28 protein-coding genes and 1 pseudogene are annotated in these 24,727 nt (G+C 70.2%); 17 read left to right on the forward strand and 12 right to left on the reverse strand.

The features are described from left to right. Positions 1-61: 61 nt before the first annotated feature. Positions 62-637, reverse strand: a complete 576-nt coding sequence (locus tag AU195_RS08895; protein WP_059158676.1) for a copper chaperone PCu(A)C domain-containing protein — start codon at positions 635-637, stop codon at positions 62-64. Between the two features lie 309 nt (positions 638-946). On the opposite strand from AU195_RS08895, the gene carD reads away from it, so the two are divergent. The 5 genes from carD to rlmB are packed head-to-tail and all read left to right on the forward strand — an operon-like array spanning position 947 to position 5,002. Continuing rightward, positions 947-1,435, forward strand: a complete 489-nt coding sequence (gene carD / locus AU195_RS08900) for an RNA polymerase-binding transcription factor CarD (protein ID WP_059093232.1) — start codon at positions 947-949, stop codon at positions 1,433-1,435. A gap of 6 nt (positions 1,436-1,441) precedes the next feature. Beyond that, a complete protein-coding gene (ispD, locus tag AU195_RS08905; protein ID WP_059158677.1) occupies positions 1,442-2,107 on the forward strand; it encodes a 2-C-methyl-D-erythritol 4-phosphate cytidylyltransferase in 666 nt (221 codons plus the stop codon). Beyond that, on the forward strand, positions 2,104-2,580 hold the full coding sequence (ispF, locus tag AU195_RS08910; protein ID WP_059158678.1) for a 2-C-methyl-D-erythritol 2,4-cyclodiphosphate synthase: 477 nt from the start codon (positions 2,104-2,106) through the stop codon (positions 2,578-2,580). Before ispD ends, ispF begins: the two co-directional genes overlap by 4 nt. Before the next feature lie 29 nt (positions 2,581-2,609). Then, positions 2,610-4,055: a cysteine--tRNA ligase gene (gene cysS, locus AU195_RS08915; protein WP_082702997.1), complete on the forward strand. Its 1,446-nt coding sequence runs from the start codon at positions 2,610-2,612 to the stop codon at positions 4,053-4,055. A gap of 2 nt (positions 4,056-4,057) precedes the next feature. After that, positions 4,058-5,002, forward strand: coding sequence for a 23S rRNA (guanosine(2251)-2'-O)-methyltransferase RlmB (rlmB, locus tag AU195_RS08920; RefSeq protein ID WP_059158679.1), 945 nt, complete (start codon positions 4,058-4,060; stop codon positions 5,000-5,002). A gap of 30 nt (positions 5,003-5,032) precedes the next feature. Here rlmB and AU195_RS08925 read toward each other — a convergent pair whose 3' ends face one another. The 4 genes from AU195_RS08925 to mrf are packed head-to-tail and all read right to left on the reverse strand — an operon-like array spanning position 5,033 to position 8,676. Next, on the reverse strand, positions 5,033-6,271 hold the full coding sequence (locus AU195_RS08925; protein WP_059158680.1) for an SLC13 family permease: 1,239 nt from the start codon (positions 6,269-6,271) through the stop codon (positions 5,033-5,035). Positions 6,272-6,284: 13 nt separating this feature from the next. Further along, on the reverse strand, positions 6,285-7,205 hold the full coding sequence (locus tag AU195_RS08930; protein WP_059158681.1) for an MBL fold metallo-hydrolase: 921 nt from the start codon (positions 7,203-7,205) through the stop codon (positions 6,285-6,287). A 23-nt stretch (positions 7,206-7,228) separates the two neighbouring features. Beyond that, complete coding sequence (locus AU195_RS08935) at positions 7,229-7,486, reverse strand: type B 50S ribosomal protein L31 (RefSeq protein WP_059158682.1); 258 nt, start codon at positions 7,484-7,486, stop codon at positions 7,229-7,231. Continuing rightward, complete coding sequence (gene mrf, locus AU195_RS08940) at positions 7,483-8,676, reverse strand: ribosome hibernation factor-recruiting GTPase MRF (RefSeq protein ID WP_059158683.1); 1,194 nt, start codon at positions 8,674-8,676, stop codon at positions 7,483-7,485. The genes AU195_RS08935 and mrf overlap by 4 nt, the downstream gene beginning before the upstream one ends. 101 nt (positions 8,677-8,777) lie before the next feature. Here mrf and rpmB point away from each other — a divergent pair, with 101 nt between their 5' ends. The 4 genes and pseudogenes from rpmB to rpsR all read left to right on the forward strand — a co-directional run bounded on the left by rpmB (position 8,778) and on the right by rpsR (position 9,748). Further along, positions 8,778-9,014, forward strand: coding sequence for a 50S ribosomal protein L28 (gene rpmB / locus AU195_RS08945; protein WP_059158684.1), 237 nt, complete (start codon positions 8,778-8,780; stop codon positions 9,012-9,014). Further along, positions 9,014-9,177: pseudogene (gene rpmG / locus AU195_RS25110) on the forward strand (50S ribosomal protein L33). The gene rpmB and the pseudogene rpmG overlap by 1 nt, the downstream one beginning before the upstream one ends. Beyond that, entirely contained in the window at positions 9,177-9,482 is a 306-nt protein-coding gene (gene rpsN, locus AU195_RS08950; protein WP_059158685.1) for a 30S ribosomal protein S14, read from the forward strand. Before rpmG ends, rpsN begins: the two are co-directional and overlap by 1 nt. Before the next feature lie 5 nt (positions 9,483-9,487). After that, positions 9,488-9,748: a 30S ribosomal protein S18 gene (gene rpsR / locus AU195_RS08955; protein WP_059158793.1), complete on the forward strand. Its 261-nt coding sequence runs from the start codon at positions 9,488-9,490 to the stop codon at positions 9,746-9,748. On the opposite strand, the gene AU195_RS08960 is transcribed toward rpsR, so the two are convergent. Further along, positions 9,742-10,953 carry an MFS transporter gene (locus AU195_RS08960; protein ID WP_059158686.1) on the reverse strand — a complete coding sequence of 404 codons (1,212 nt, stop codon included), beginning with the start codon at positions 10,951-10,953 and terminating at the stop codon, positions 9,742-9,744. The genes rpsR and AU195_RS08960 overlap by 7 nt on opposite strands. Before the next feature lie 90 nt (positions 10,954-11,043). Here AU195_RS08960 and AU195_RS08965 point away from each other — a divergent pair, with 90 nt between their 5' ends. Beyond that, entirely contained in the window at positions 11,044-11,367 is a 324-nt protein-coding gene (locus tag AU195_RS08965) for an ArsR/SmtB family transcription factor (protein ID WP_059158794.1), read from the forward strand. Here the strand turns inward: AU195_RS08965 and AU195_RS08970 are convergent. Beyond that, positions 11,360-12,124: a LamB/YcsF family protein gene (locus AU195_RS08970; protein ID WP_059158687.1), complete on the reverse strand. Its 765-nt coding sequence runs from the start codon at positions 12,122-12,124 to the stop codon at positions 11,360-11,362. The genes AU195_RS08965 and AU195_RS08970 overlap by 8 nt on opposite strands. A gap of 9 nt (positions 12,125-12,133) precedes the next feature. Further along, positions 12,134-12,790: a zinc ABC transporter ATP-binding protein AztA gene (gene aztA, locus AU195_RS08975; RefSeq protein ID WP_059158688.1), complete on the reverse strand. Its 657-nt coding sequence runs from the start codon at positions 12,788-12,790 to the stop codon at positions 12,134-12,136. 20 nt (positions 12,791-12,810) lie between these two features. Here aztA and aztC point away from each other — a divergent pair, with 20 nt between their 5' ends. Both aztC and aztD read left to right on the forward strand, forming a co-directional pair. Then, positions 12,811-15,708: a zinc ABC transporter substrate-binding protein AztC gene (gene aztC / locus AU195_RS26355; protein ID WP_353612153.1), complete on the forward strand. Its 2,898-nt coding sequence runs from the start codon at positions 12,811-12,813 to the stop codon at positions 15,706-15,708. A gap of 37 nt (positions 15,709-15,745) precedes the next feature. Next, a complete protein-coding gene (gene aztD, locus AU195_RS08990; RefSeq protein ID WP_059158690.1) occupies positions 15,746-16,906 on the forward strand; it encodes a zinc metallochaperone AztD in 1,161 nt (386 codons plus the stop codon). A gap of 6 nt (positions 16,907-16,912) precedes the next feature. On the opposite strand, the gene bluB is transcribed toward aztD, so the two are convergent. Then, positions 16,913-17,557 carry a 5,6-dimethylbenzimidazole synthase gene (gene bluB, locus AU195_RS08995; RefSeq protein ID WP_172800511.1) on the reverse strand — a complete coding sequence of 215 codons (645 nt, stop codon included), beginning with the start codon at positions 17,555-17,557 and terminating at the stop codon, positions 16,913-16,915. A 31-nt stretch (positions 17,558-17,588) separates the two neighbouring features. On the opposite strand from bluB, the gene AU195_RS09000 reads away from it, so the two are divergent. The 5 genes from AU195_RS09000 to AU195_RS09020 all read left to right on the forward strand — a co-directional run bounded on the left by AU195_RS09000 (position 17,589) and on the right by AU195_RS09020 (position 22,164). Continuing rightward, the gene (locus tag AU195_RS09000; protein WP_059158691.1) at positions 17,589-18,416 is read left to right on the forward strand and encodes a sulfurtransferase; all 828 of its coding nucleotides are present in this window, start codon (positions 17,589-17,591) and stop codon (positions 18,414-18,416) included. A gap of 109 nt (positions 18,417-18,525) precedes the next feature. Then, positions 18,526-19,410 carry a metal ABC transporter solute-binding protein, Zn/Mn family gene (locus AU195_RS09005; protein ID WP_059158796.1) on the forward strand — a complete coding sequence of 295 codons (885 nt, stop codon included), beginning with the start codon at positions 18,526-18,528 and terminating at the stop codon, positions 19,408-19,410. After that, positions 19,394-20,170 carry a metal ABC transporter ATP-binding protein gene (locus AU195_RS09010; protein ID WP_059158692.1) on the forward strand — a complete coding sequence of 259 codons (777 nt, stop codon included), beginning with the start codon at positions 19,394-19,396 and terminating at the stop codon, positions 20,168-20,170. Before AU195_RS09005 ends, AU195_RS09010 begins: the two co-directional genes overlap by 17 nt. Beyond that, complete coding sequence (locus AU195_RS09015) at positions 20,167-21,033, forward strand: metal ABC transporter permease (protein ID WP_059158693.1); 867 nt, start codon at positions 20,167-20,169, stop codon at positions 21,031-21,033. Before AU195_RS09010 ends, AU195_RS09015 begins: the two co-directional genes overlap by 4 nt. 30 nt (positions 21,034-21,063) lie before the next feature. After that, on the forward strand, positions 21,064-22,164 hold the full coding sequence (locus AU195_RS09020; RefSeq protein WP_059158694.1) for an Rv3575c family transcriptional regulator: 1,101 nt from the start codon (positions 21,064-21,066) through the stop codon (positions 22,162-22,164). Here the strand turns inward: AU195_RS09020 and AU195_RS09025 are convergent, their stop codons facing one another. From AU195_RS09025 to kstR, 3 genes are read right to left on the reverse strand one after another with little or no spacing between them, the layout of a single operon-like run. Then, on the reverse strand, positions 22,165-23,112 hold the full coding sequence (locus AU195_RS09025) for a phosphotransferase (protein ID WP_502687323.1): 948 nt from the start codon (positions 23,110-23,112) through the stop codon (positions 22,165-22,167). Next, positions 23,109-23,873, reverse strand: coding sequence for a trehalose-phosphatase (gene otsB / locus AU195_RS09030; protein WP_059158695.1), 765 nt, complete (start codon positions 23,871-23,873; stop codon positions 23,109-23,111). Before otsB ends, AU195_RS09025 begins: the two co-directional genes overlap by 4 nt. A gap of 4 nt (positions 23,874-23,877) precedes the next feature. Next, positions 23,878-24,483, reverse strand: a complete 606-nt coding sequence (kstR, locus tag AU195_RS09035) for a cholesterol catabolism transcriptional regulator KstR (RefSeq protein ID WP_167535186.1) — start codon at positions 24,481-24,483, stop codon at positions 23,878-23,880. Positions 24,484-24,727 lie beyond the last annotated feature (244 nt).

Raw genomic sequence — 24,727 nt, forward strand, 5'->3', positions numbered from 1 at the left:
GGTCGGGCCCGACAGATCGAGCCCGGTGCCGGCCTGCGGCTGACGCGTGTCGCGCTGCGGGTCAGTGTCCGCCGGAGTGGTCGGAGCCGCCGCCGCTGTCGTCGCGTCGCGGTGCCTCGCCGGCGGAGATCGGGACCTGGACGGTGACCTCGCCGCTGCGCTGGAACGTGAACGTGAACGGGTAGGTCAACCCGTTGGTGATCGGCTTGGTCAGCTTGACGTCGGCGGTCAGCGGTTCGGCCGGCTCGACGCTCTCCAGCGCGGCGGTCTGCCCGTCGGGCTCGCCGGCGACCAGCACGCCGCTCGGCGCGATCGACGCGTTACCGCGCACCGGCACCGAGCCGATGTCGGAGCGGATCGACACCAGCTTGTCGGGCTGGTCGGGTGAGTCGTTGGTGGCGACGAAGAGCAGTTCGACCTCGCTGCCCGGACGGACGTAGTCCGAGGTCTGCGGCGCGCGCAGGTGGACGTTGCGCAGCGAGATGTCCCCGGTCCCCGCGTTGACGCCGTTGACGGCGGGCGCCTGGGTCGCGGTCTGGGAGATCTGGCCGGCACCGCAGGCCGTGAGGCCGAGTGCCAGCCCGCAGGCGGCCAGCCCGGCGGTGACGGCAGAAGCGCGCGGATGGATGCGGTTCACTCAAGCCTCCTGAAGAGGGTCGCCCAGCTGTCGTTCACAGTTCGACTATGCAGAGTAGTAGGTGAGGGTCGGCGGTGACCACGGCGGGCTGTGCGGCGGGAGCCGGCGCACACTCCAACGGTGTTGCGCGGCACGTACACCGGCGCCCGACCCGGGGTGGTAACGACGTTCTCGATTGCTGGCGCGTTGCACGAAAACCACACCCTGTCAAGTCCTGATCTTCACCGGTTGTGCCCCTGACCTGCACAGTTGTTCCGCACGTGTCGGCGGCCCGTGTTAACATGGACACGTGAAAGGGGCTCGAAACTGATGATTTTCAAGGTCGGAGACACCGTTGTTTATCCACACCACGGTGCTGCGTTGATCGAAGCGATCGAAACCCGAACCATCAAGGGCGAGCAGAAGGAGTACCTCGTCCTCAAGGTCGCCCAGGGCGATCTCACTGTTCGAGTACCCGCTGACAACGCCGAATATGTCGGGGTGCGCGACGTTGTCGGCCAGGAGGGTCTGGACAAGGTCTTCCAGGTGCTGCGTGCGCCGCACACCGAGGAGCCGACGAACTGGTCACGCCGTTACAAGGCGAATCTGGAGAAGCTGGCATCCGGCGACGTGAACAAGGTCGCCGAGGTCGTGCGCGACCTGTGGCGCCGGGATCAGGAGCGCGGCCTGTCCGCAGGTGAGAAGCGCATGCTGGCCAAGGCCCGGCAGATCCTCGTCGGTGAGCTGGCGCTCGCCGAGAACACCGACGACGAGAAGGCCACCATCATCCTCGATGAGGCACTTGCCGCCGCGTCCTGACGCGCGATGACCACAGTGGCCGTCGTTCCGGCCGCGGGATCCGGACAACGGCTCGCGGCCGGGGCGCCCAAAGCGTTCGTGAATCTCGCCGGGCGGCCGATGCTCGAACGCGCCATCACCGGGCTGCGGGATTCCGGTGTCGTCGACAGCATCGTGGTCGCCGTCCCGCCGAGCCGCACCGACGAAGCGAAACTCGTCTTCGGCGGTGAGGCCGTCATCGTGGCGGGCGGTGCCGACCGCACCGAATCGGTGAGCATCGCGCTCGCCGCCGTCGGCGATGCAGACTACGTGCTCGTCCACGACGCCGCGCGCGCTCTCACACCACCGTCTCTGGTGGTCCGTGTCGTCCGTGCGCTCGAATCGGGGCACAGTGCGGTGGTACCGGCACTCCCGGTGGCCGACACCATCAAGGCCGTGGACGCCAACGGCGCGGTGCTCGGCACACCCGAGCGGGCGGGGTTGCGTGCGGTTCAGACCCCGCAGGGTTTCCGCATCGATGTGTTGCGCCGCGCGTATGCGCGGGCGGGTGACGGCGGTTTCACCGACGACGCGTCGATGGTCGAGCAGGCCGGTGTGCAGGTCCAGGTCGTCGACGGTGACCCCCTGGCGTTCAAGATCACCACACCGCTCGATCTCGTCCTGGCCGAGGCGATCCTGGCGGGCCGGCAGTGAGCCTGCCGCGCGTTGGCGTGGGCACCGATGTGCACCCGATCGAGGTCGGACGGCCCTGCTGGCTGTTGGGCCTGCGGTTCGACGGCGCCGACGGGTGCGCGGGGCATTCCGACGGTGACGTCGCCGCCCACGCGCTCTGCGATGCGCTGCTGTCCGCGGCCGGGCTCGGCGATCTCGGCGAGGTCTTCGGCACCGGGCGGCCCGAGTGGGAGGGCGTCAGCGGCGCCGACATGCTGCGCCACGTCCGGGAACTGTTGCGGGAAGCCGGTGTGCGGGTGGGCAATGCGGCCGTCCAGGTGATCGGGAACCGGCCGAAGGTCGGACCCCGGCGGGCCGAAGCGCAGGACGTGTTGTCCGGGCTGATCGGCGCCTCGGTGTCGGTTTCGGCGACGACGACCGACGGGCTGGGGTTGACGGGCCGGGGTGAGGGTTTGGCCGCGATCGCCACCGCTCTCGTGGTCGATGAGGGATAACGGCATATCGGCCGGTAAGCTGGCACGTCGTGACCGATCGCGCTGAAGCCGGCCGGTCGGCGACATCGCCGACGGGCCTGCGTCTCTACGACACCATGGCGGGTGCCGTGCGCGATTTCGTGCCGCTGCGCCCCGGGCATGTGTCCATCTACCTGTGCGGGGCCACCGTGCAGGGCCTCCCGCACATCGGGCACGTCCGCAGCGGTGTCGCGTTCGACGTCCTGCGGCGCTGGCTGACCGCCAAGGGTTTCGACGTCGCTTTCATCCGCAACGTCACCGACATCGACGACAAGATCCTCAACAAGGCCGCCGACGCCGGACGCCCGTGGTGGGAGTGGGCCGCCACCTACGAGCGCGCGTTCACCGCCGCCTACGACGCACTCGGCGTCCTGCCGCCGTCGGCCGAGCCGCGCGCGACCGGGCACATCACCGAGATGGTCGAGTTGATCGAGCGGCTGATCGAGCGCGGACACGCCTACACCGGCGACGGGGACGTCTACTTCGACGTGTCGACGCTGCCCGACTACGGCAAGCTCTCCGGGCACCGCATCGACGACGTGCACCAGGGTGAGGGCGTCGCGACCGGGAAGCGCGACCAGCGCGACTTCACGCTGTGGAAGGGCGCCAAACCGGGTGAGCCCTCGTGGCCCACCCCGTGGGGCCGGGGCCGGCCGGGCTGGCACACCGAATGCGTCGCGATGTGCGAGGCGTATCTCGGCGCGGAGTTCGACATCCACGCCGGCGGAATGGATCTGGTGTTCCCGCACCACGAGAACGAGATCGCCCAGGCCGAAGCCGCGGGTGACGGCTTCGCCGCTTTCTGGCTGCACAACGGCTGGGTCACCATGGGCGGCGAGAAGATGAGCAAGTCGCTCGGCAACGTGCTCTCGATTCCGGCTGTGCTGCAACGTGTTCGGGCCGCGGAACTGCGCTACTACCTTGGCAGCGCGCACTACCGGTCGATGCTCGAGTTCTCCGAGACCGCACTGCAGGATGCGGTGAAGGCCTACGCCGGGGTCGAGGACTTCCTGCACCGCGTACGCACCCGGGTGGGCACCGTGGTGCCCGGTGAGTGGACGCCGAAGTTCGCCGCCGCATTGGACGACGACCTGTCGGTGCCGATCGCGCTCGCCGAGGTGCACGCCGCGCGCGCCGTGGGCAACCGGGCGCTGGACTCCGGCGACCACGAGACGGCGATGACGCAGGCCCGCTCGATCCGCGCCATGATGGGCATCCTCGGTTGCGACCCGCTTGACGAACGGTGGGAGTCGCGCGACGAGACGTCGGCGGCGCTGGCGGCGATCGACGTGTTGGTCCGGTGGGCGCTCGACAGCCGGGCCGAGGCCCGCAACCGCAAGGACTGGGCGACGGCCGATCAGATCCGCGACCGGCTCAAGGAGGCCGGCATCGAGGTCACCGACACCGCCGACGGTCCGCAATGGTCGCTGCTCGACGGCGACAGCAAGGATGCCTGACGATGGCGGGTAACTCGAGACGCCGTGGCGCCGTGCGCAAAGCGGGCACCAAGAAGGGCCCGACCGTCGGTTCCGGCGGGGTGCGGCGACGCGGGCTCGAAGGCCGCGGCGCGACACCGCCCGCCCACGAGCGGCCGCACCATCCGGCGGCCAAACGGGCCGCCAGGGCGCAGAAGCAACAGCAGCGACGTCCGGCGCGCAAGACCGACGAGACCGAACTGGTGCTGGGCCGCAACCCGGTGGTGGAGTGCCTGCGCGCGGAGGTGCCGGCCAGCGCCCTGTACGTGGCGTTGGGCACCGAGGCCGACGAGCGGGTCACCGAGGCCGTGCAGATCGCCGCCGACACAGGGATCCCCATCCTCGAGGTGCCGCGTCCGGACCTCGACCGCATGAGCAACAACGCCCTGCACCAGGGGCTGGCGCTGCAGGTGCCGCCGTACGACTATGCCCATCCCGACGATCTGCTCGCGACGGCGAAGGCCGACGGCGCACCCGCGCTGCTGGTCGCGCTGGATAACATCTCCGATCCCCGCAATCTCGGCGCGATCGTGCGGTCGGCGGCCGCGTTCGGCGGGCACGGGGTGCTGATCCCGCAGCGCCGCTCCGCATCGGTGACGGCGGTCGCGTGGCGCACGAGTGCCGGTGCGGCGGCGCGGCTTCCGGTCGCCCGGGCCACCAACCTCAACCGCACGCTGAAGAGTTTCGCCGACGGGGGCCTGCAGGTGATCGGCCTGGACGCCGACGGTGACACCACGCTCGACGAGCTCGACGCCACCGGTCCGGTGGTGGTGGTCGTCGGGTCGGAGGGCAAGGGGCTCTCGCGGCTGGTCCGCGAACACTGCGACGCGGTGGTGTCGATCCCGATGGCCGGGCCGACCGAATCGCTGAACGCCTCGGTGGCCGCCGGGGTGGTGCTCGCGGAGATCGCCCGCCAGCGCCGCGGCTGACGCAGAGCTCGAAACGTTCGCGGGGGGCGCTTACACCCCGAAGAGCCGCAGCCCGACCCAGAGTCCCGACACCGCGAGCACCAGCGTCAGCGGTACCGTGCACAGCCCGACCACACTGAAGCGGATCACGCCGGTGGGCACGTCGGACCGATGGGTGACGTTGCGCCACAACAGGTTCGCCAAAGAGCCCACATAGGTGAGGTTGGGTCCCAAGTTGACGCCGATCAGCACCGCCAGCACCGCCGCAGGCCCGGCCACCGCGACCAGCGGCAGCAGCACGAGCACCGCGGGCAGGTTGTTGACCAGGTTCGACAGCACCGCCGCCACGGCCGCGACACCCAGCAAAGCGGCGAAGCTGTCGCCGTCGGGGATCATCGATCCCAGCGCCTCGTCCAGACCGTTGCGCGTCACCGCCTCGACCACCACGCCCAGGCACAGCACGAACGTCAGGAACGGCACGTTGGCCGACCGCAGAATGCCCGTCACCGTGCTGCGGCGCTGTACCAGCCCGCGGACACCGAGCACCACGGCGCCGGCGAGAGCGGCCCAGGCCGGCGATACGTCGAACAGACTCGTCACCGCGAAACCGGCCAGCGTCAGGGCGAGCACGACGAGGACGAACACCGGCATCTCCGGAGCGGGCAGCGGTTCGTCGCGCCGCGGCGCCACGGCGAGTTCGCGCGCGAAAACCGCCCGCAGAGCGACGTATTCGACGAGCACCGCGGCCAGCCACGGAAGCGTCATCAGAGCGGCAAAATGCATGAACGACAGCCCGGCGGCGGTGAACGCCAGCAGATTGGTCAGGTTCGACACGGGCAGCAGCAGCGACGCGCTGTTGGCCAGGTGTGCGGTGGCGTAGGCGTGCGGGGCCGCCGGGACGGACAGTGTGCGGCAGGTCGCCAGCACGACGGGGGTGAGCAGGACGACGGTCGCGTCGAGGCTGAGGATCGCGGTGGTGCCGGTGGCGATGACGAACACCACGCCGAGCAGTCGGCGGGGATCGCCCGCACCAGAGCGGGCCATCCACACCCCGGCCGCGTGGAACAGCCCGGCGTCGTCGCACAGCTGCGCCAGCACCAGCACCGCCGCGAGGAACCCGACGACCGGTGCCAGCCGGGCGATCTCGGCCACGGCGTCGTCGACGGAGACCGTGCCCGTGGCGATCAGCAGGCCGGCGGCCGGAACGGCTGCGACGGCCTCGGGCCAGCCACGTGGGCGTACGAGCGCAAATGTGAGCACGACGGCAAGCAGCACCAACGCGAGGACCAACGCGGAACTCCCGTCAGGCCCACGGGTCGGCGCGCTGCCACAGCGACGGCAGGTGCAGCGGGATGCCGTCCGAGTCGGCCAGCGGGGTCAGGACGCGCATCGTGGCGTCGAGGTCGTCGGCCACGTACGGCAGGGCGCGCAGCGGTTGGTGCAGCGGCCGGAAGAAGTCGTCCCAGTGGATCAGCACCACCCGGCGGGCGCCGACCGCGCGCACGGTCTCGTCCCAGTAGTCGCGCAGATAGGTCTCCGGCTGCCGCCCGAGTTGCCCGACACCGAGGTAGACCACGTCGGCGTGGCTGCCGCGCAGCGCTTCCGGGACGAAGCCGGCGCTGCCGACGATGAGCAGGGTGCGCGCGGACGGCCGGTGCCGGACGAGCACCGACCAGGCCTCACCGCACCGGTAGGCGGACGCCCTGGCCGGCGGTGTCACGGGTGCGGTGATGGCACCGGGGAAACGGTCCGGTGGACAGTGCCCGGATTCGACGAGTGTCAGATCGTAGGCGCCGACGGTGAGGGTGTCACCGGATCGGACTGTGCGGACGCGGCTTTCGGGCAGTCCGTGGCCGAGTCCGAGCTGTGCGGCCGATGCCCCGCCGATCAGTGTCGCGCCGGTGCGCTCGGCGACCAGGGCCGAGTCGAGCGCGTGGTCGAAGTGGGTGTGTACCGGCAGCACGGCGTCGAGCCGGTCGACCCGCAGCCTGGCGAGGCAGCCGTCCACCCGTGGTGCGGACGGGGTGATGCGGCGCAGCCCGACCGTCGCCAGGCCGGGACGGGAGAAGAAGCCGTCGGTCATGACCGCCGACGAGCCGTCGTCGATCAACAGCGTGGTGACGCCGGCCCACGTGACGGTGAGCGGGGCCTCCGGCGCGGCGGCGGGGACGTCGAATCGCTGCACGTGGCCCCGCAGATCGGGCCGTCCCGCACGCAGGCGCATGCGCCCAACTGTAGGCGCACCGGTCAGGGGCGCTCGCCGTACCGACGGTTGAACTTCTCCACCTGGCCCGCGCTGTCGAGGGTGCGGCGCGAGCCGGTCCAGAACGGGTGCGAGGCCGCGGTCACGTCGACCACGACAAGGGGGAAGGTGCGGATTCCGTCCGGAGTCTCCCACTCGATGGTGCGCGAGCTGGTGATCGTAGACCGGGTGAGGAAGGCGTCACCGGTCAGCGCGTCCTGAAAGACCACCGGGTGGTAGTCGGGGTGGATTCCGCGTTTCATCGTCGATCTCCCTCTCCTCGTTCCGAAGCCGTGGCCGCCGACTCGTCGAGCTCGTCGCACGGATCCTCGTGCCAGTCACCGAACGGGTCCTCGAAATCCGTCCACGACTCGGGCCGGGCCAGCTCGTCGTCGGTCAGCAGCGCACGCGACAGTGCGCGGCGCACGGTCTGCGGTTCGGCGCCGCACACCAAGACGGTCATGGCGATGTGACGGTCGCCGAAGCGCTCGTCCCAGTGCAGCGCGGCGAGTGCGGCGCGCTCCGGTGCGGCGTACGCCCGTTGGTTCGGGCTCATCGCCGCCAGCCATTCACCGGCATGTCCGACATGCAGACCGCCACCGGCCGATTCGATCCATACGACCGCATCGGGCCGGCTCGCCAGCCACGCTCGGCCGCGTATGCGCACCACCCCGTCGAGTAGATGGTCGATCGCCTGGTGGAGCCGGTGTGGGTGAAACGGCCTGCGTGCGTTGAACTCGACGATGGCCACGTCCCCTTCGGGGCGCAGCGGCGGTTCGCCGGCCAGCAGAGCATCGTGCGGACTGTGGCTGCGACCGCGGCGCGCATCGGGTTCGAGATTGCGCACGGCGGTGGTGAGCTGGTCGGTGCCGACGGTGATCCGTGCGCGCGGCGCCAGCCGGCGCAGCACGGCCAGAGTCCTGCGATCCGGTTCGGTGAGCACCAGCACGTCCGCGAACTCGGCCTGACTCACGACGACCTGCGCGACCGTGCGGTTGTCGTCGAGGTCGTCGTCGCCGAGCGCCTGGGCCAGCCAGACGGCGGCGTCCACGGTTGTCACCACGGCCTCGATCGCCACGTCACGGCTCGCCGGACCGTCGACGTGGCCGGGCCCCACGTGGACGGCGATGTTCTCGATCGCCCAGCAGACGGGTTCGGGTTCGAGCCAGGGGGCGAGCTGCACGACGATACGGGTGACGTCCTCCCGGCGATGCAGATTCCGCAGCAAGACAAGCAGATCGTTGCGGGTGGTGCAGCCCACGCAGCCCTTCATGAGCTCCAGCGGCCACTCCGAGATGAGCAACCGTTCGTGGCGGTGAGTGGTGACCGTGCGGACCACCACCTGCCCGTCGAACCGGTGGCTGACCACCACGGTGCCGGGTGCGCTCATCAAGACGTCACCCACTGCGTTCGACTGACCCTGTCCGGCAACGATGATCACCGGAGTACGCATCGCGCCTCCCCGTATTGAGAATGATTTTCAATAACTGCTCGCCTACGTTACAGTCCGGGCCAAGCATTGTCGAAAATCATTTTCATTAACCGGAGGAAATCATGTCCGCGCACTGCCAAGTCACCGGCCGCTCGCCCGGTTTGGGCAATCGGGTGTCGCATTCTCACCGTCGGTCGCGACGGCGCTGGGATCCCAACATCCAGACCAAGACCTATTACGTGCCGTCCGAGGGGCGCCGGGTCACGCTGCGCGTGAGCGCCAAGGGCATCAAGGTGATCGACCGCGACGGCATTGACGCGGTGATCGCGCGCGTACGCCGACAGGGGGTCAAGATCTGATGGCACGCAACGAGATCCGGCCATCGTCAAGCTCAGGTCGACAGCCGGCACCGGGTACACCTACGTCACCCGCAAGAACCGGCGCAACGACCCCGACCGTCTGGTGCTCAAGAAGTACGACCCGGTGGTGCGCCGCCACGTCGACTTCCGGGAGGAGCGCTGATGGCGACCAAAGCGAAGATCGCCCGCAACGAGCACCGCCGAATCCTGGTGGCGCGCCACGCCGAACGCCGTGCCGAGCTCAAGGAGATCATCCGCAGACCGTCGGCGTCCACGGGCGAGAAGGCGGCCGCGATGTCTGCACTGCAACGGCTTCCGCGTGACTCGAGCCCGGTGCGCCTGCGCAACCGGGACTCGGTCGACGGCCGTCCGCGCGGGCATCTGCGCAAGTTCGGCCTGTCCCGTGTGCGGATGCGCGAAATGGCGCACCGCGGTGAGCTGCCCGGGATCCGGAAGTCGAGTTGGTGAGAGAGATGGCGAAGAAGAAGGCGCCCAAGCGTAGGGCGCCGCTCAAGGAGCCGGTGAAGCAGAAGCGCAACCCGCTGACGGCGCGAGGCGTGACGACGATCGATTACAAGGACACGGCGCTGCTGCGGACCTTCATCTCGGAGCGGGGCAAGATCCGGTCCCGACGGGTGACCGGCTTGACGCCCCAGCAGCAGCGACAGGCTGCCGTCGCGATCCGCAATGCCAGGGAGATGGCGCTTCTGCCTTTCGTCGAGCGGCGTCAGTAGGTCTCGGCTGCAGCGGGTTTGGCACTGCGCATGCCCGCGACGGCCGCGGCCAGACAGGCGGTGGCCACCACGACCGCGAACCACGGGAACACCACGGCGAGTTCCCAGGTCGTCGCCGCCCAGCCGGCCACCAGCGTGGGCACCGCCATCGCGGTGTACGCCGCAAGGTAGAAGGCCGACATGGTCTCACCCCGTCTGGCCGCGGGGACGACGTTCGAAAGGTGGCGCAGCGAGCCGCCGAATCCGAGTCCGAACGTCGCGCCGAGCAGTGTCGCCGCCACGAACACCAGCGGCCATTGATGACTCAGCAGCACCGGGATGGTGAGCAGCAGTGAGGCGGCCATGCCGATGTCGCCGACCATCGCGGCCCGGCGGGCGGGCACCCGCGTGGCCGCGAGCTGTGCGAGCGCGGCCGCGAACGCCGTGGTCCCGACGACCGCGCCGCCGAAGACCAGGTTGTCGATGTGGGTCTGCCTGGCCGCCAGCGAGGGATACAGCGACAGCAGCACACCCAGCACCGACCACGACGCCATGGCGCCCAGCGCCGAGAACCAGAAGTCGCCCTTGATCTCCTGCGGCACAGCCGGTTTGGCGATACGGATGCGCCCCCGCGTGCGTGCGCTGTGCGGTTCGCGCAGCGCCAGCAGTCCGGCGCCGACGAGTAGGCAGACCACCGCGACGACGGCATACGGCGTACGCAGCGGATGCGGTGCGTACTGGGCCAGCAGCGCCGATCCGAGTATTGCGACGGTCATCCCGATGTTGAAGCTCACGCCGCTGAGCTGACCGGAGCGCACGCCGTGGTGGGGTCGCAGGTCCAGCAGTGCGGCGGCCCCGGCGACGACGATCGAGCCGACCGCTGCCCCGTGGATGGCCCGCGCCAGCAGCAGTGAGGCCATGTTGTCGGCGATCAGGAACACCCCGAGGCCGACCACCAGGGCCGCCAGCGCGACGATGAGCACCGGCTTGCGGCCCACGACGTCGGAGATCTTGCCGGACACCAACACGGCGCCGAGGGCCGCGACGGCGTACACCGCGAAGATGATCGTGGTGGCCAGCGGGGAGAGGTGCCAATTCGTCTCGTAGATGCCGTAGAGCGGTGCCGGCAGGCCGGATACGCCGAGCGCGACTCCGCTCAGGACGAGCAGCAACGGGTAGGCCCAGCGCTGCGTATCGTCGCCGATCGAACGGTCGAACGCCACCATCGGTCACCTTCGGGTTTGACGGACATCGAACCTGATCGAGGGTACGCTCGGTTGGACGATGATCAAACCGGCGTGGTGAAGGACACTCTGATGACGGACGGCACGGCGACCGCCGTTCCCGTCGGACCGGTGCAGCAGGTGCTCGGCGCGCTGCACGACCCGGTGCGTCTCGAGGTCGTCAGGCGGTTGTACAACGCGGGCGCACCCGTGCAGTGCGGTGCACTCTACGACGGCATCAACAAGTCGACGGCCACCCATCATTTCCGGATCCTGCGGGAGGCCGGAGTGACCGAGCGGTTGGTGATCGACGGTCTGATCCATCAGCGGCTGCGGCGCGACGAGGTGGACGCCGCCATCCCTGGACTCATCGACAGCGTCGTGCGCGGCGCCAACAGACAGGCCGGCGTCAGCTGAACGGGGCGAGGGTGACGCCCTCGGCGGTCAGCCGGTCGCGCACCGCGGCGGCGATGTGCACCGCACCGGGCGAATCCCCGTGCACGCAAATCGATTTCACCGCTATTTCGACCGTCGAGCCGTCGATCGCGGTGACGCGGCCGGCCGTCACCATCGAGATCACGCGCTCGGCGACCTCGTCGAGATCGTGGACCACCGCGCCGGGCTCTCGCCGCGACACCAGTTGCCCGTCGGGGTGGTAGGCGCGGTCGGCGAACGCCTCGGCCACCGTCTGCAGCCCCAATTCGCGCGCCTCGTCCAAGAACGCCGAACCCGGCAGCCCCAGAACCAGCAGGCCGGGGTCCACCGCATGCACTGCGGTGGCGACCGCGCGCGCCTGATCGCGGTGGGTGACGATCGCGTTGTACAGAGCGCCATGGGGTTTGACGTAGGAGACGGTGGTGCCCGCGGCGGTGGCCAGCGCCGAGAGCGCGCCGATCTGGTACATCACGTCGGCGGCCAACTCCTCGGCGGCCGCGTCGATGAAACGCCTGCCGAAGCCCTCGAGGTCGCGGTAGCTGACCTGTGCGCCGATGCGCACGCCGCGGGCGGCGGCCGCCCGGCACACGCGGACCAGCCTCGCCGGGTCGCCGGCGTGGAAGCCGCAGGCCACGTTGGCCGAGGTGACGATGTCCAGCATCGCGTCGTCGTCGCCGAGCGTCCACACCCCGTATCCCTCGCCGAGGTCGGCGTTGAGGTCGACGGACAGGTCTGCCACGAGGTCAGCTTAATGGGGTGACTGGTCCGCAAGCGTGATGCGGTGGTGAGCGGCCCCGATCAGCCCGATGTCGTGCGTCGCGGCCACCACCGTGGTTCCGCTGTCGGCGAACCGCCGAAGGTGCTCGATCACGAGGGCGCTCGCAGCGGGATCGAGACCGGTGGTCGGCTCGTCGAGCAGCAGCAGCGGCGCCTGCTGCGCGAAAGCCTGTGCCAGCAGGACCCGTTGCCGTTGTCCGCCCGAGAGTTCGCCGAGGCTGTGGTTTCTCACGTCGTCGAGTCCGAGTTCCGCCAACCACTGCTCGACCACGGCGCGATCGGCGCGGGAGGGACGACGCATCAGGCCGAGCCGACGCCACCGACCCATCATCACCGCTTCTGCGGCGGTGATCGGGAAGGCGTCGGTGACCAAGCTGCGCTGGACCGCGAACGCGACGTTCGCCGCGGCGATCTCGACGGTGCCGCCGGCCGGGCGCAGGATGCCGGCGAGCAGGCCCAGCAGCGTCGACTTCCCGGACCCGTTGGGCCCGGTTACCGCGGTCAGGGCGGCGGGACACACGGACAGGTTCAGACCCCGGAAGACCGCGGCCCCCGGATACCCGAAGTCGACGTCGATGAGGGTGATGGGCGACGGTCGGCCAGTCGCCTTGTTGATAATGGTTTTCATTACTGATAGAACTCTACGCCATGACCGACTGGTTGACCGAACCGTTCGAGGTCGAGGTCGTCCTGCGCGCGATGGCCGCGGGCGTGCTCGCGGCATGCGTGTGCGCCCTCGTCGGATGCTGGGTCTTGTTGCGGGGCAATGTGTTCCTCGGTGACGCCATGGCGCACGGGATGTTGCCGGGCATCGCGCTGGCGGCCCTGGTCGGAGGGAACCTGATGCTCGGCGGGCTCGTGGCGGCGGTGGCGATGGCCGTCGGGGTCGCCGCGGTGGGCCGGTCATCGCGGCTCGGGTCGGACACGGCGGTCGGTCTGCTGCTGGTCGGCATGTTGGCGCTCGGCGTGGTGATCGTCTCGCGTTCGCAGAGTTTCGCCGTCGATCTGACCGGTTTCCTGTTCGGGGACGTGCTGGCGGTGCGCACCGGCGACCTGGCGGTGCTGTCCATCGCCCTCCTGCTGACCTTCGCCGCCGTGGTCGTCGGCCACCGGGCATTCATGGCCGTCACGTTCGATCCCCGCAAGGCCGCGACGCTCGGCCTTCGCCCTGGCCTGGCCGTACCCGCGCTGACGGTGCTGGTGGCGATCGCCATGGTGGCCTCGTTCCACGTGGTCGGCACCCTGCTCGTGCTCGGCCTGCTCGTCGCGCCGCCCGCGACTGCGATGTTGTGGGCGCGCTCGGTAACCCGCGTCATGCTGCTCGCCGCCGCCGTCGGATCGGCCGCCGTCGTGGCGGGGTTGGTGATCTCGTGGCACGCCGGCACCGCGGGCGGAGCGACCGTCGCCGGTGTCGCCGTACTGGCCTTCTTCGCCTCGGTGGCCGCGAGGCGCCTCGTCACGAGGTGGCGGCGCGCATCCGCGGTGGCGGTCGGTGCGTGCCTGGTGGCAGGGTGCGCAGGCGGTGGCGCACCACGCCACGAGGAGCCGACGGCCGGTGGCGCCGACACGGTCGTCGTCGACGGGGCGCGCGAACTCGACGGACCCCTCACCCGGTTGGTGCTCGCCGATCCCGCATCCGGTGCCACCGCGGTCTACGACGCCGTGGACGAGACCGAGACCGCGATCGGGTCGTTCGGACCGGTGACGGCGATCAGCGGTGACGGCCGCTTCGCGTACCTGCGCACCGGAGATCGAACCACCATCGTCGACGCCGGGACGTGGACGTTCGATCACGGCGACCACAGCCACTATTTCGCCACCGTCCCGGCACCGGTCGGCGAACTGGACGCGGGGGTCGAATCCGTCACCGCGAGCAACTCCGTCGTGGCGGTGCGGACGACCGGGGGTGGCGTGGAACTGCTCGACCGCGATCGACTCGGTGACGCCGCCACCGAACCCCCGGGCGGTCTCTCCGTCGGTGACGGATGGGCGGCGGCCGTGCCCTACGGCAGCGGGCTGGTCGCCGTCACCGGCGCGGGGCGCCTGCAGGTCGTCGATGCCGACGGCGCCACCGACCTCGGGACTGATTGCTCCTCGCCCACATGGAGTTCGGTGACCCGACGGGCGGTCGTGCTGGGCTGCCGGACCGGTGCGGTGCGGGTGACCGGAGGTGAGGGGCAACTCGCCGTCACCACGATCCCGTTCCCGCCCGGTGCGCCCGCGCAACGGCCGGCCCGGATGGAGCAGCGGGACCGGGCCGACGTCTTCGCCGGTGTCACCGCAGACACCGTGTGGGTGCTCGACAGCAGGCAGCGGTCATGGACGGTGATTCCCGCCCCCGGCGCGGTCGCCGCCAACACCGCCGGTGACGGAACCGCGCTCACCCTCTACCGCGACGGCACGATCGGAGAGTTCGACGTCGACACCGGCGAAGAGATCGCCCGCGTCGCAGTCTTCCCCGGCCCCCTGCCCGAGGGTGGACCCGCTCCGGTCATCGAGATCGACACCGACCGCGCATATGTGAACAACGCCGCGGCCCGGGAGGTCTACGAGATCGACTACGCCGGACGGCCTGCGCATCGCGCGCGTGCTGCGCACCGAGGTGGCGCCCGGACTGATGGTGGAGACGGGGCGATGACCCGACGACAACTGGCCTGGCTGCTCGTCCTGATCTGTTCGGCGCTGACCGCGTGCGGTGACGGCGGTTCGGCGGGCGGCCGCGAGGTCTTCGTGACCACCACCATCCTCGGCGATGTGGTGCGGAATGTGGTCGGCGCCGCCGCACCCGTCCGGATCTTGATGCCGCCCAACGCCGATCCGCACTCGTTCGCGCTCTCCGCGCGGGATGCGGCCGCGATGTCCGGCGCCGGCCTGATCATCTCCAACGGACTCGGCCTCGAGGAGGGGGTGGCCCGGCATGTGCAGACAGCCGCCGGCGACGGTGTGCCGACACTGGCGGTGGGGGACCGGGTGAACCCGATCCGCTACACGGAGGGCGACACCGTCGGCGCGCCGGATCCCCACTTCTGGATGGACCCGCAACGGATGATGGCCGCGGTGGACGCGGTCGAGGCTGCCGTCATCCGGGATGTCGGCGGGGTCGACGCGTCGGTCGTCTCGCGCAACGCCGACCGGTACCGGGAACGCCTGCGGGAACTGGACCGGTTCATGACCGAGGAATTCCACGACGTCCCCGTCGGGCGCCGCAACCTGGTCACCAACCACCACGTCCTCGGTTATCTGGCTCACCGGTTCGGTTTCCGGGTGATCGGCGCGGTCGTACCGAGTGGCACCACGCTGGCCGCGCCGAGCGCAGCGGATCTCCAGTCGCTGGTCGAAGCCGTCGAATCGGCGGGTGTGAGCGCCGTTTTCGTCGACTCGTCGCAGCCGGAGCGGCTGGCTCGCGTCCTCGCGGAACAGGCCGGAGCCGAGGTGCGGATCATCCCGCTCTATACCGAATCGCTCAGTGCGGCAGGGACACCGGGTTCGACGTACCTCGACATGATGCGCGCGAACACCGACGCCATCGTCACCGGCCTGCGGTAGGCGCAGGCCGACTTGTCACAGCTCGGAAGGGAGCGAAATGACGGATTCGCCGTGGATCTACCGCGTCGGAGCACTGTCCTGCACCGTGGCCACCCTGGCGGCGTGTACGGGCACCGGCAACGGTGAACGGGGCCCGGTGATCGACCAGCCGCTCGTCGCCACCTACGACGGCGGTCTCTACGTACTCGACGGCAACACCCTCGACGTGAGACAGGACATCCCGCTCGACGGGTTCCTGCGCGTGAACCCGGCGGGAGACGACACACACGTCCTGGTGACCACATCGGACGGATTCCGGGTTCTCGACGCGGCGGGCGGGCGGCTGACCGATGACGCCTTCGCCGCCGCCGAGCCGGGTCACGTTGTGCCGCATGGAGAACGCACGGTGTTGTTCGCCGACGGTTCGGGTGAGATCACCGCATTCGATCCACACGCGCTCGGCGACGGCCTCCCGCCGGTCGAGAACTTCTCGACGCCGCAACCGCACCACGGCGTGGCCGTGATCCTCGCCGACGGCACCCTGCTGCACAGCCTCGGCGACCCGGACAACCGCAGCGGCGCGGCCGCACTCGACGCCGGTCGCGAGATCGCTCGCAGCGAGGACTGTCCCGGGGTCCACGGTGAGACGGTGGTCGCCGACGAGACGGTGGTGTTCGGCTGCGAGGACGGCGCGCTGGAATATGCCAACGGCGCGTTCACCAAGCTGACCAGCCCGACCCCGTACGGCCGCATCGGTAACCTCCGGGGCCACGAGGACTCTCCCGTGGCGCTCGGTGACATGAAGGTCGACCCGGACGCTGAATTGGAACGACCACAACAGTTCTCGCTGATCGACACCACGACCGACCAGCTCAGAATCGTCACGCTGCCCCCCTCGGTCAGCTACTCGTTCCGATCGCTGGCCCGAGGTCCGCAGGCCGAGGCGCTGGTTCTCGGCACCGACGGCCGGCTGTACGTGATCGACCCGGTGACCGGTGACACGGTGAAGACCATCGGCGTCACCGAGGGCTGGACCGAGCCCGGTGACTGGCAGCAGCCGCGGCCCACCGTGTTCACCCGTGAGGACGCCGTCTATGTCACCGATCCGGCGACCAGGCAGATCCACCTGGTCGACCTCCGGGCAGGCGCCGTCACGGCGTCGACGACGCTCGAGCAGGCCCCCAACGAGCTCACCGGGGTGGTCGGACACGACCACTGATCGCGTTCACTCCCAGCGGTTCTCGGTGACGAACTCGGCCAGCGGGCGGCCCAGTGCCCACTGGTCGAGCTCGAGCACCGGACGGTCGGGGAACTCGGGAACGGGTCCGAGGCAGAGCACCGCGACCGGGTCGGCGCCGTCGGGCATGCCCAACAGGTCGGCGAGGCGGCGCGGGTCGAAGATCGACACCCAGCCCATGCCGAGCCCTTCGGTGCGGGCCGCCAGCCACATGTTCTGGATCGCGCACGACACCGATGCCAGATCCATGTGCGGCAGGGTGCGCCGGCCGAACACGTGCTGCTCGCGGCCGTCGCGCAGCGCGACCACGAGGAGTTCGGCGCAGTCGAGGATGCCTTCGACCTTGAGCGCCAGGAATTCCTCGCCGCGGGGTCCCAGCGCCGCCGCGGTGCGGTGACGCTCCTCGTCGACCAGGGCATGGATGTCGCGCCGGATGTCGGGATCGGTGATGCGGATGAACCGCCACGGCTGCATCAGCCCCACGTTGGGGGCGGCGTGAGCGGCGGCCAGCAGCCGGCCCAGGACATCGTCGGGCACCTTCTCCCCGGCGACGAAGCGCCGCATGTCGCGGCGTTCGGTGATGGCGCGGTACACGGCGTGGCGTTCGGCGTCGGTGAACGCGTGGTCGGTCACACCGGCCAGCCTAGGATGCGACGATCGAGTCGTGACACATGCCGACATCCTGATCAGCGCAGCAGAACTGGCGGGTCGCCTCGCCGACGGCGGCCCGGTCACCGTCCTCGACGTCCGCTGGCAGCTCGGGCAGCCCGACGGACGCGCCGCCTACGCGAGCGGTCACATCCCCGGCGCCGTGTACGTCTCCCTCGAAGACGAGCTGTCCGACCACGCCGTCACCGGCCGCGGCCGCCACCCGCTTCCGTCGGGCGCCGCGGTGCAGGCCGCCGCCCGCAGGTGGGGCGTGCGCGAGGGCGCGCTCACCGTCGTCTACGACGACTGGAACCGCGCCGGTTCGGCGCGCGCCTGGTGGGTGCTGACCGCGGCGGGCATCGCCGGGGTCCGGATCCTCGACGGCGGACTTCCCGCCTGGACGGGTCCGCTCGAGACCGGCACGGTGACACCACACCCGGGCGACGTCGTGGTGGCCCACGACGATCTGTACCGGGGCGCGCTGCCCACCCTGACCGCCGACGAGGTTGCCGCGTTCGACGGCGTGCTGCTCGACGCCAGGGCGCCCGAACGGTTTCGTGGCGAATCGGAACCGGTCGATCCGGTGGCCGGCCACATCCCCGGCGCGGTGAACGCGCCCAGTACCGGCATGCTCGACACCGACGGCACCTTCCGCCCCGCCGCCGACCTGGCCGGGGTTCTCGAACGGGTGCGCGGGGAGGTCGGTGTGTACTGCGGTTCCGGAGTCACCGCTGCGGTCGTGGTCGCCGCGCTGCGGGCCGCCGGTGTGGAGAGCCGGCTGTTCCCGGGTTCGTGGTCGCAGTGGTGTGCCGACCCGGCGCGACCGGTGGCCACCGGCGGCTGAGCCGGCTCGAATCGCATCTGGAAATGCAAACCGTTATCATTAGCGTGTGGTACGGAACCCCCGACGTGTGCTGACGACCGGTCTTGCGGCGATGCTGCTTGCTCTCGCGATGACCGCCTGCTCCAGCGGCGACGACGCGGCGGCGCCGAGCGTGCAGCCCGGCGGTGACTGCCCGGCGGAGCCGGTGTCGGTGGTGGTGAGCGTCGACCAGTGGGGCGACATCGTCTCCCAACTGGGCGGCCAGTGCGCCAAAGTCTCCACCGTCGTGGCGAGCTCGTCGGTCGACCCCCACGACTTCGAACCCGCACCCAAGGACGCGGCGCTCTTCGAAGGCGCGCAGCTGATCGTCGTCAACGGCGGCCACTACGACGAGTGGGCCTCGAAGCTGGCGGCGAGTTCAGCGGCCGACGCTGCGGTGGTCAACGCGCTGGAGGTCAGCGGTTCGGCAGACGCCGGCGAAGCCAACCCGCACGCCTGGTACAACCCCGCCGCGGTGACGGCCGTCGCAGATGCGGTCTCGGCCGAACTCGTAGATCTCGCACCCGACGCCGCCGACTACTTCGCCGAACGTCAGGCCGAAGTCAGTGATGCGCTCGCCCCTTACCACCAGGTCATCGGATCCATCAAAGCCACCGCCTCCGGGAAGACCTACGCCGCGACGGAGAGCGTGTTCGACGACATGGCCGCAGCCGTCGGGCTGACGAACCGCACCCCGCAGGGCTACCAGGTCGCCGCCGCGAACGAGAGCGATCCGTCGCCCGCCGACCTCGACGCGTTCCTGCGCCTGCTGAGCGACCGCGGCGTCGACGTGCTCATCTACAACGTCCAGACCGAAGGTTCTGTGCCGCAACAGATCCGGTCCGCCGCCGAACAGGCGGGGGTGCCGGTCGTCGAGGTGACGGAGTCGATGCCGCCCGATGCCGCGTCGTTCCAGACCTGGCAGGTCGACCAACTGTCCGCGCTGGCCGAGGCGCTGGGTGTCGGCGGCGGCTGAGTCGGCGCTGACGTTCCGTGACGTCAGCGTGGTCCGGGGACGTCACACGGTCTGGTCGCAGGCCGACTTCGACGTCCCGGCCGGCGGTGTCGTCGCGGTCATCGGCAGCAACGGCGCGGGTAAGACCACACTGCTGCAGGTGGTGCTCGGCCTGCTGCCGCCCTCGACCGGGCGGGTCGAGGTGTTCGGCCGCCCACCGGGTGCGCTCAACGGCCAGATCGGCTATGTCCCACAGAACTACGGATCGAACGCCGGCGAGGCCGTCCGTGCCAGGGACGCGGTCATGCTGGGCCTCAACGGGCACCGCTGGGGTCTCGGCCGGCCCTCACGGGTGGACCGCGAATGTGTCGAGCGGGCGCTGTCCGCAGTCGACGCGACGGCGATCGCCGACCGGCGGTTGTCCCAGCTGTCGGGCGGGCAGCGGCAGCGCGTCGCCCTGGCCGAGGCGCTCGTCGGCCGCCCGAGGATGCTCATCCTCGACGAACCGCTGGCCGCACTCGACATGCGCAGCCAGCATGAACTCGTCGCGCTGGTGAAGACGGTCAACGAGCAGTTCGGGGTGACCGTGCTGGTCGTCGCGCACGATCTGAACCCGCTGCTGCCCATCCTCACCGGTGCGATCTATCTGCTCGACGGGCATCCGCACTACGACACCCTCGACGGGGTGGTCGACGAGAAACTGCTCACCCACCTGTACGGCGCCGCGGTCGAAGTGGTGCATACCCCGCAGGGCGATCTCTTCGTGCGGAGGATGCGGTGACGACCTCGGTGCTGGCCCTCTCGTACCAGGACAACTGGTGGCAGATCCTGACGTCGGCCTTCATGCGCAACGCGCTCGTGGGCGGCACCGTCGTCGCGTTGGCCGCCGGGCTGATCGGCTACTTCGTCGTCGTGCGCAATACCGCGTTCGCCGCGCACGCGCTCGCCCACATCGGCCTGCCGGGCGCGACGGGTGCCGTACTGCTCGGGCTCCCGGTGGCGCTGGGGCTCGGGGTGTTCTGCATCGGCGGCGCACTGGTGATCGGCGCGCTGGGCCGCCGGGCGGCCGACCGCGAGGTGGCGACGGGGACCGTGCTGGCCATGGCGACCGGCCTGGGACTGCTGTTCAACTCTCTGGCCACGCGCAATTCGAGCACGATGACCAACGTGCTGTTCGGCAACCTGCTCGCGATCACCGGCGAGCAGATCGTGTCGTTCGCGGTGTTGCTCGGCGTGCTCGCGGCCGGTATCGGCGTCATCTACCGGCCGCTGCTGTTCACCTCGGTCAACGCGCAGGTGGCCGACGCGAAGGGCGTGCCGGTGCGTGGGCTCTCGGTGGTGTTCATGGTGCTGCTCGGCCTCACGGTCACCATGGCCGTCCAGGCGGTCGGGACGCTGCTGCTGTTCGCGTTGGTGGTGACGCCCGCGGCGGCGGCGATCATGCTGACCGCAAGGCCCGCGGTGGCCATCGCGCTGTCGACGGCGATCAACCTCGCGGCGGTCTGGGTGGGTCTGGCGCTGTCGGCGATGTTCAACGCCCCGCCCAGCTTCGTCATCGTCACCATCGCCTGCGGTGTGTGGGCGGCGGTGTGGGCGGTCGAACGCGGACTGCGATCGTCGGCCGATCGTGTGCTGGTGACCTGACGGCGGCCGGATCGGCTAACGTGACAGAACATGTCCAGGAGTGCGGAGCCGCGGCGACACGCGACCCTGGCCTCGCTCGCGGCCGAGCTGAAGGTCAGCCGCACCACGATCTCCAACGCGTACAACCGGCCCGACCAATTGTCGGCCGAACTGCGCGAGCGAATCTTCACCGCTGCCAAGCGACTCGGCTACCCCGGGCCCGATCCGGTCGCCAGGTCGCTGCGCACCCGCAGGGCCGGTGCCGTCGGGCTGATGATCACCGAACCGCTGAACTACTCCTTCAGCGATCCGGCCGCGCTGGACTTCGTTGCCGGCCTTGCCGAATCGTGTGAGGAGGCGGGTCAGGGCCTGCTTCTGGTCGCCATCGGGCCGAACCGCAGCGTGCAGGACGGTTCGGCAGCCGTCCTGGCCGCAGGCGTCGACGGTTTCGTCATCTACTCGGCGAGCGACGACGATCCGTACCTCCCGGTCGTGCAGCAGCGGCACCTGCCGGTGGTCGTCGTCGACCAGCCCAGAGACGTCCCCGGCACCTCCCGGGTCGGCATCGACGATCGGGCGGCGATGCGCGAGCTCACCGAATACGTACTGGGCCTTGGTCACCGGCAGATCGGGCTGCTCACCATGCGGCTCGGCCTCGAGCGGCCCGACGGCAGCCCGCGACCCGCGATCGCCGATCCCGACCGGTTGCGGACACCGCACTTCCACGTCCAGCGCGAACGCATCGGCGGCGTGTACGACGCGATCGCGGCGGCCGGACTCGACCAGCGCGCGGTGACGGTCGTCGAGAGCTACGAGCACCTGCCCACCTCGGGCGGCGCGGCCGCCGAGGTGGCGATGGCCGCCAACCCGCGGCTGACCGCGCTGATGTGCACGGCCGACGTGCTCGCGCTGTCGGCGATGGACCATCTGCGCTCGCGCGGCATCTACGTCCCAGGACAGATGACCGTCACGGGGTTCGACGGGATTCCCGACGCGGTGCGCCGCGGACTCACCACCGTCGTCCAACCCAGCATGGAGAAGGGGCGTCGCGCCGGCCGGTTGCTGCATCAGCCGCCCCGCAACGGCCTGCCGGTCGTCGACATCCTCGACACCCGCATGGTGCGCGGCCGCACCGCGGGCCCGCCCGCCTGACTAATCGGTCCTGGCGCGCCACAGGTCGACCGTCGGCGCCAGCGCTTCGACGAGCATTGGCAACTGCGGCGCCATCGCCAGAGCGGCGACCGCGGCGAGCAGCCCCGCCGACTCGGTGATCGCGACCACCCGCTCGTCGAGGGTGCGCAGACCCAGTTCGGTGGCGGCCGCGTCGTAGGCGGCCCGGCCCTCGGGCCCCACCAGCGCGAGGTCCGACTCCACCGCACCCAGCGTCACCAGTTCGAAATCCGACCAGTACTCGCCGGTGGCGGTGACGATCATGTTGTGGAACGGGGCATCGCCGTGGACGGGCTGGAGGTCGACGCCGGGGAATTTCGACTCGAACGCCGCCCGTGACGTCATCACCGGTTCGATGCGCTCCCAATCCCGTTGCGCACGAATCACATCAGCCCGGTCGAGCAGGCCGGGGTGGTGCTCCAGCTCGGCCAGTGCCTCGGGGATGTACGTGTCGAACTGTGTCCAGAACCCCAGCCCTTCACCGTCGTACTCGCGCAGTGCGGCGTGCAGGCGCGCTGTCGACGCGCACCTTCGCCGCCAGTCCGGCTCGGCGTCGGTGACCGCGTCGAGGTACTGCCAGAAGGTCATCGAGAAGCCGTCTCGGGCAACGGGTTCACGCGGTACCAGCGGAGCGGGCGGCACCACCGGGAACCCACGGTCGGCCAGCCAGCCCGCGACCGCGAGTTCGGCTCGCTGCTGCGCCGCCTGCCGGTCCGGGCGTGTGCGCAGCGATGGAGGCAGGACCGTCGGCACGCGCACCGCCACCGGTGCGGGCGCCAGGTGGACGATGACGGAGAAGACGTCGTAGAGCACCCGCGGTTCGTCGACGTGCAGGCCGAGGTCGCGCCCGGCGGCGGTAGCGGCCGCGACGGCGCGGGCGGTGCGCGACGCCAGATCGCCGGGGGACAGCATCGACCGCGGTCCGGTCATGCCTGCCGGCGCACGGCCAGCAGGTATTCCAGCGCCTCGGCCACGTCGGAGGGGTCGTCCACCCGGTAGGCCGCCGCGGTGTCGCCGGGGCCGACCTTGACGCCGATATCGCCGTCGCGCATCCGGCGGAACCCCTTCTCGTCGGTCACGTCGTCGCCGAGGAACACCACCGCCGAGGCGTCGTGCTGATCGCGCAGGATGTCGACCGCCTGACCCTTGTCGGTGTGGATGACGGCGAACTCCTTGACCGCCTTGCCGTCGGTCACCTGTGCATCCCAGGCCGCGGCCGCCCGGTCGGCGCGACGCATCGCCGCGTCACCGTCGTCTGCCGACGCGTTGCGCACGTGCAGCGCGACGCTGGCCGGCTTGAGTTCGGTTGTCACGCCGGGGTAGTCGGCGGCGATCGCGTCGAGGGTTCGCTTGATTTCGACCAGCAGCGCCTCGGCTCGCGCGTCGACCGGCGATACGAACCCGGTGTCGAATTCCGACCCGTGGCTGCCGACGAGGTGTACCCGCTCGGAGGCCCCCGAAAGCTCTCGGAGGACGGCGAGCGCGCGGCCGGAGATCAGGGAGACCGCGGTGGCCGGCAGCGTGGCGAGCTCCTCCAGGGCCGCCGCCGACGCGGGCAGCGGGCGGGCGTCGGCGGGGTTGGACACGATCGGCGCGAGGGTGCCGTCGTAGTCGCAGGCGATCAGCAGTCGGGGAAGTCGCGCGGCGCGGTCGATCGCCTGGCGGAGGTCTGTCGGTACGCCGTCGGCCACGCGTTCAGATCTTAGGGCGGTCGCCGTCGCCGATGAGCAGCCGCACCGCCAGATCGAGCCGTTTGCTCACGTCGGTCGCCGAGGCGCGGCGGGTCAGCCATGCCAGCAGATTCGACAGCCAGACGTCGGAGATGACGCGGGCGATGTGGTACTGGTCCTCGGTCGGCTCACCGTCGCTCATCGCGCGGGCGAACATCGAGTCCATCAGCTTTCCGACGTGATCGACCTCACCGGCGGCCGAGGCGTCGGCGAACACGAATGCGCGCGTCATGGCCTCGGTCAGCAGCGGGTTGCGCTGCATCGCGCGGTTGAGCTTGCCGACCATGAAGTTCAGCCGCTGGTACGGCGTGCCACCGGCGAGCGCGGCCCGGTCGGTCTTGGCGTCGATCCGCTCGAACTCGCGACCCAGCGCCGACACCAGCAGATGCACCTTCGACGGGAAGTAGCGGTACAGGGTGCCGACGGCGACGTCCGCGCGTTCGGCGACGGCACGCATCTGCACGGCCTCGTAACCGCCTTTCGACGCGATCGCGAGGGTGGCGTCGAGGATCCGCTTGCGCCGCTCCCGCTGCGCCTCGGAGCCGAGTTCGGATTCCGCGAGCACCGCCACGTTCGTCACCTCGCGCGGCCGTGAACCCGAGTTGCTTGCTGGCGACGACATGCCGTTTGACGCTCCTTCGTTCTGCGTATCCCCCCAGAAACGATACGCATGCCGGTCTCCGATTTCTCACCTCAGCACTGGTGCGACACCGACGTGTCCTGCTGCGATGCCGGTCGACTTGACGGTCGAACACTGTCACCATTAGAACACGTTCTAGTGAGGAGTATGGCCTTCTCACCCAACGCGAGGAGTC

The organism is Mycobacterium sp. IS-1496 (assembly GCF_001499995.1).
In the GTDB taxonomy this organism is placed as follows: domain Bacteria; phylum Actinomycetota; class Actinomycetes; order Mycobacteriales; family Mycobacteriaceae; genus Mycobacterium.

Bases quoted from the DNA above. Each gene is read 5' to 3' on its own strand.
- carD (WP_059093232.1), top strand. From the start codon at position 947: ATGATTTTCAAGGTCGGAGACACCGTTGTTTATCCACACCACGGTGCT.
- ispD (WP_059158677.1), top strand. From the start codon at position 1,442: ATGACCACAGTGGCCGTCGTTCCGGCCGCGGGATCCGGACAACGGCTC.
- rlmB (WP_059158679.1), top strand. From the start codon at position 4,058: ATGGCGGGTAACTCGAGACGCCGTGGCGCCGTGCGCAAAGCGGGCACC.
- AU195_RS08930 (WP_059158681.1), bottom strand. From the start codon at position 7,205: ATGCGCCTGCGTGCGGGACGGCCCGATCTGCGGGGCCACGTGCAGCGA.
- AU195_RS08935 (WP_059158682.1), bottom strand. From the start codon at position 7,486: ATGAAACGCGGAATCCACCCCGACTACCACCCGGTGGTCTTTCAGGAC.
- mrf (WP_059158683.1), bottom strand. From the start codon at position 8,676: ATGCGTACTCCGGTGATCATCGTTGCCGGACAGGGTCAGTCGAACGCA.
- rpmB (WP_059158684.1), top strand. From the start codon at position 8,778: ATGTCCGCGCACTGCCAAGTCACCGGCCGCTCGCCCGGTTTGGGCAAT.
- rpsN (WP_059158685.1), top strand. From the start codon at position 9,177: ATGGCGACCAAAGCGAAGATCGCCCGCAACGAGCACCGCCGAATCCTG.
- rpsR (WP_059158793.1), top strand. From the start codon at position 9,488: ATGGCGAAGAAGAAGGCGCCCAAGCGTAGGGCGCCGCTCAAGGAGCCG.
- AU195_RS08960 (WP_059158686.1), bottom strand. From the start codon at position 10,953: ATGGTGGCGTTCGACCGTTCGATCGGCGACGATACGCAGCGCTGGGCC.
- AU195_RS08965 (WP_059158794.1), top strand. From the start codon at position 11,044: ATGACGGACGGCACGGCGACCGCCGTTCCCGTCGGACCGGTGCAGCAG.
- aztA (WP_059158688.1), bottom strand. From the start codon at position 12,790: ATGAAAACCATTATCAACAAGGCGACTGGCCGACCGTCGCCCATCACC.
- aztC (WP_353612153.1), top strand. From the start codon at position 12,811: ATGACCGACTGGTTGACCGAACCGTTCGAGGTCGAGGTCGTCCTGCGC.
- aztD (WP_059158690.1), top strand. From the start codon at position 15,746: ATGACGGATTCGCCGTGGATCTACCGCGTCGGAGCACTGTCCTGCACC.
- AU195_RS09005 (WP_059158796.1), top strand. From the start codon at position 18,526: ATGACCGCCTGCTCCAGCGGCGACGACGCGGCGGCGCCGAGCGTGCAG.
- AU195_RS09020 (WP_059158694.1), top strand. From the start codon at position 21,064: ATGTCCAGGAGTGCGGAGCCGCGGCGACACGCGACCCTGGCCTCGCTC.
- AU195_RS09025 (WP_502687323.1), bottom strand. From the start codon at position 23,112: ATGACCGGACCGCGGTCGATGCTGTCCCCCGGCGATCTGGCGTCGCGC.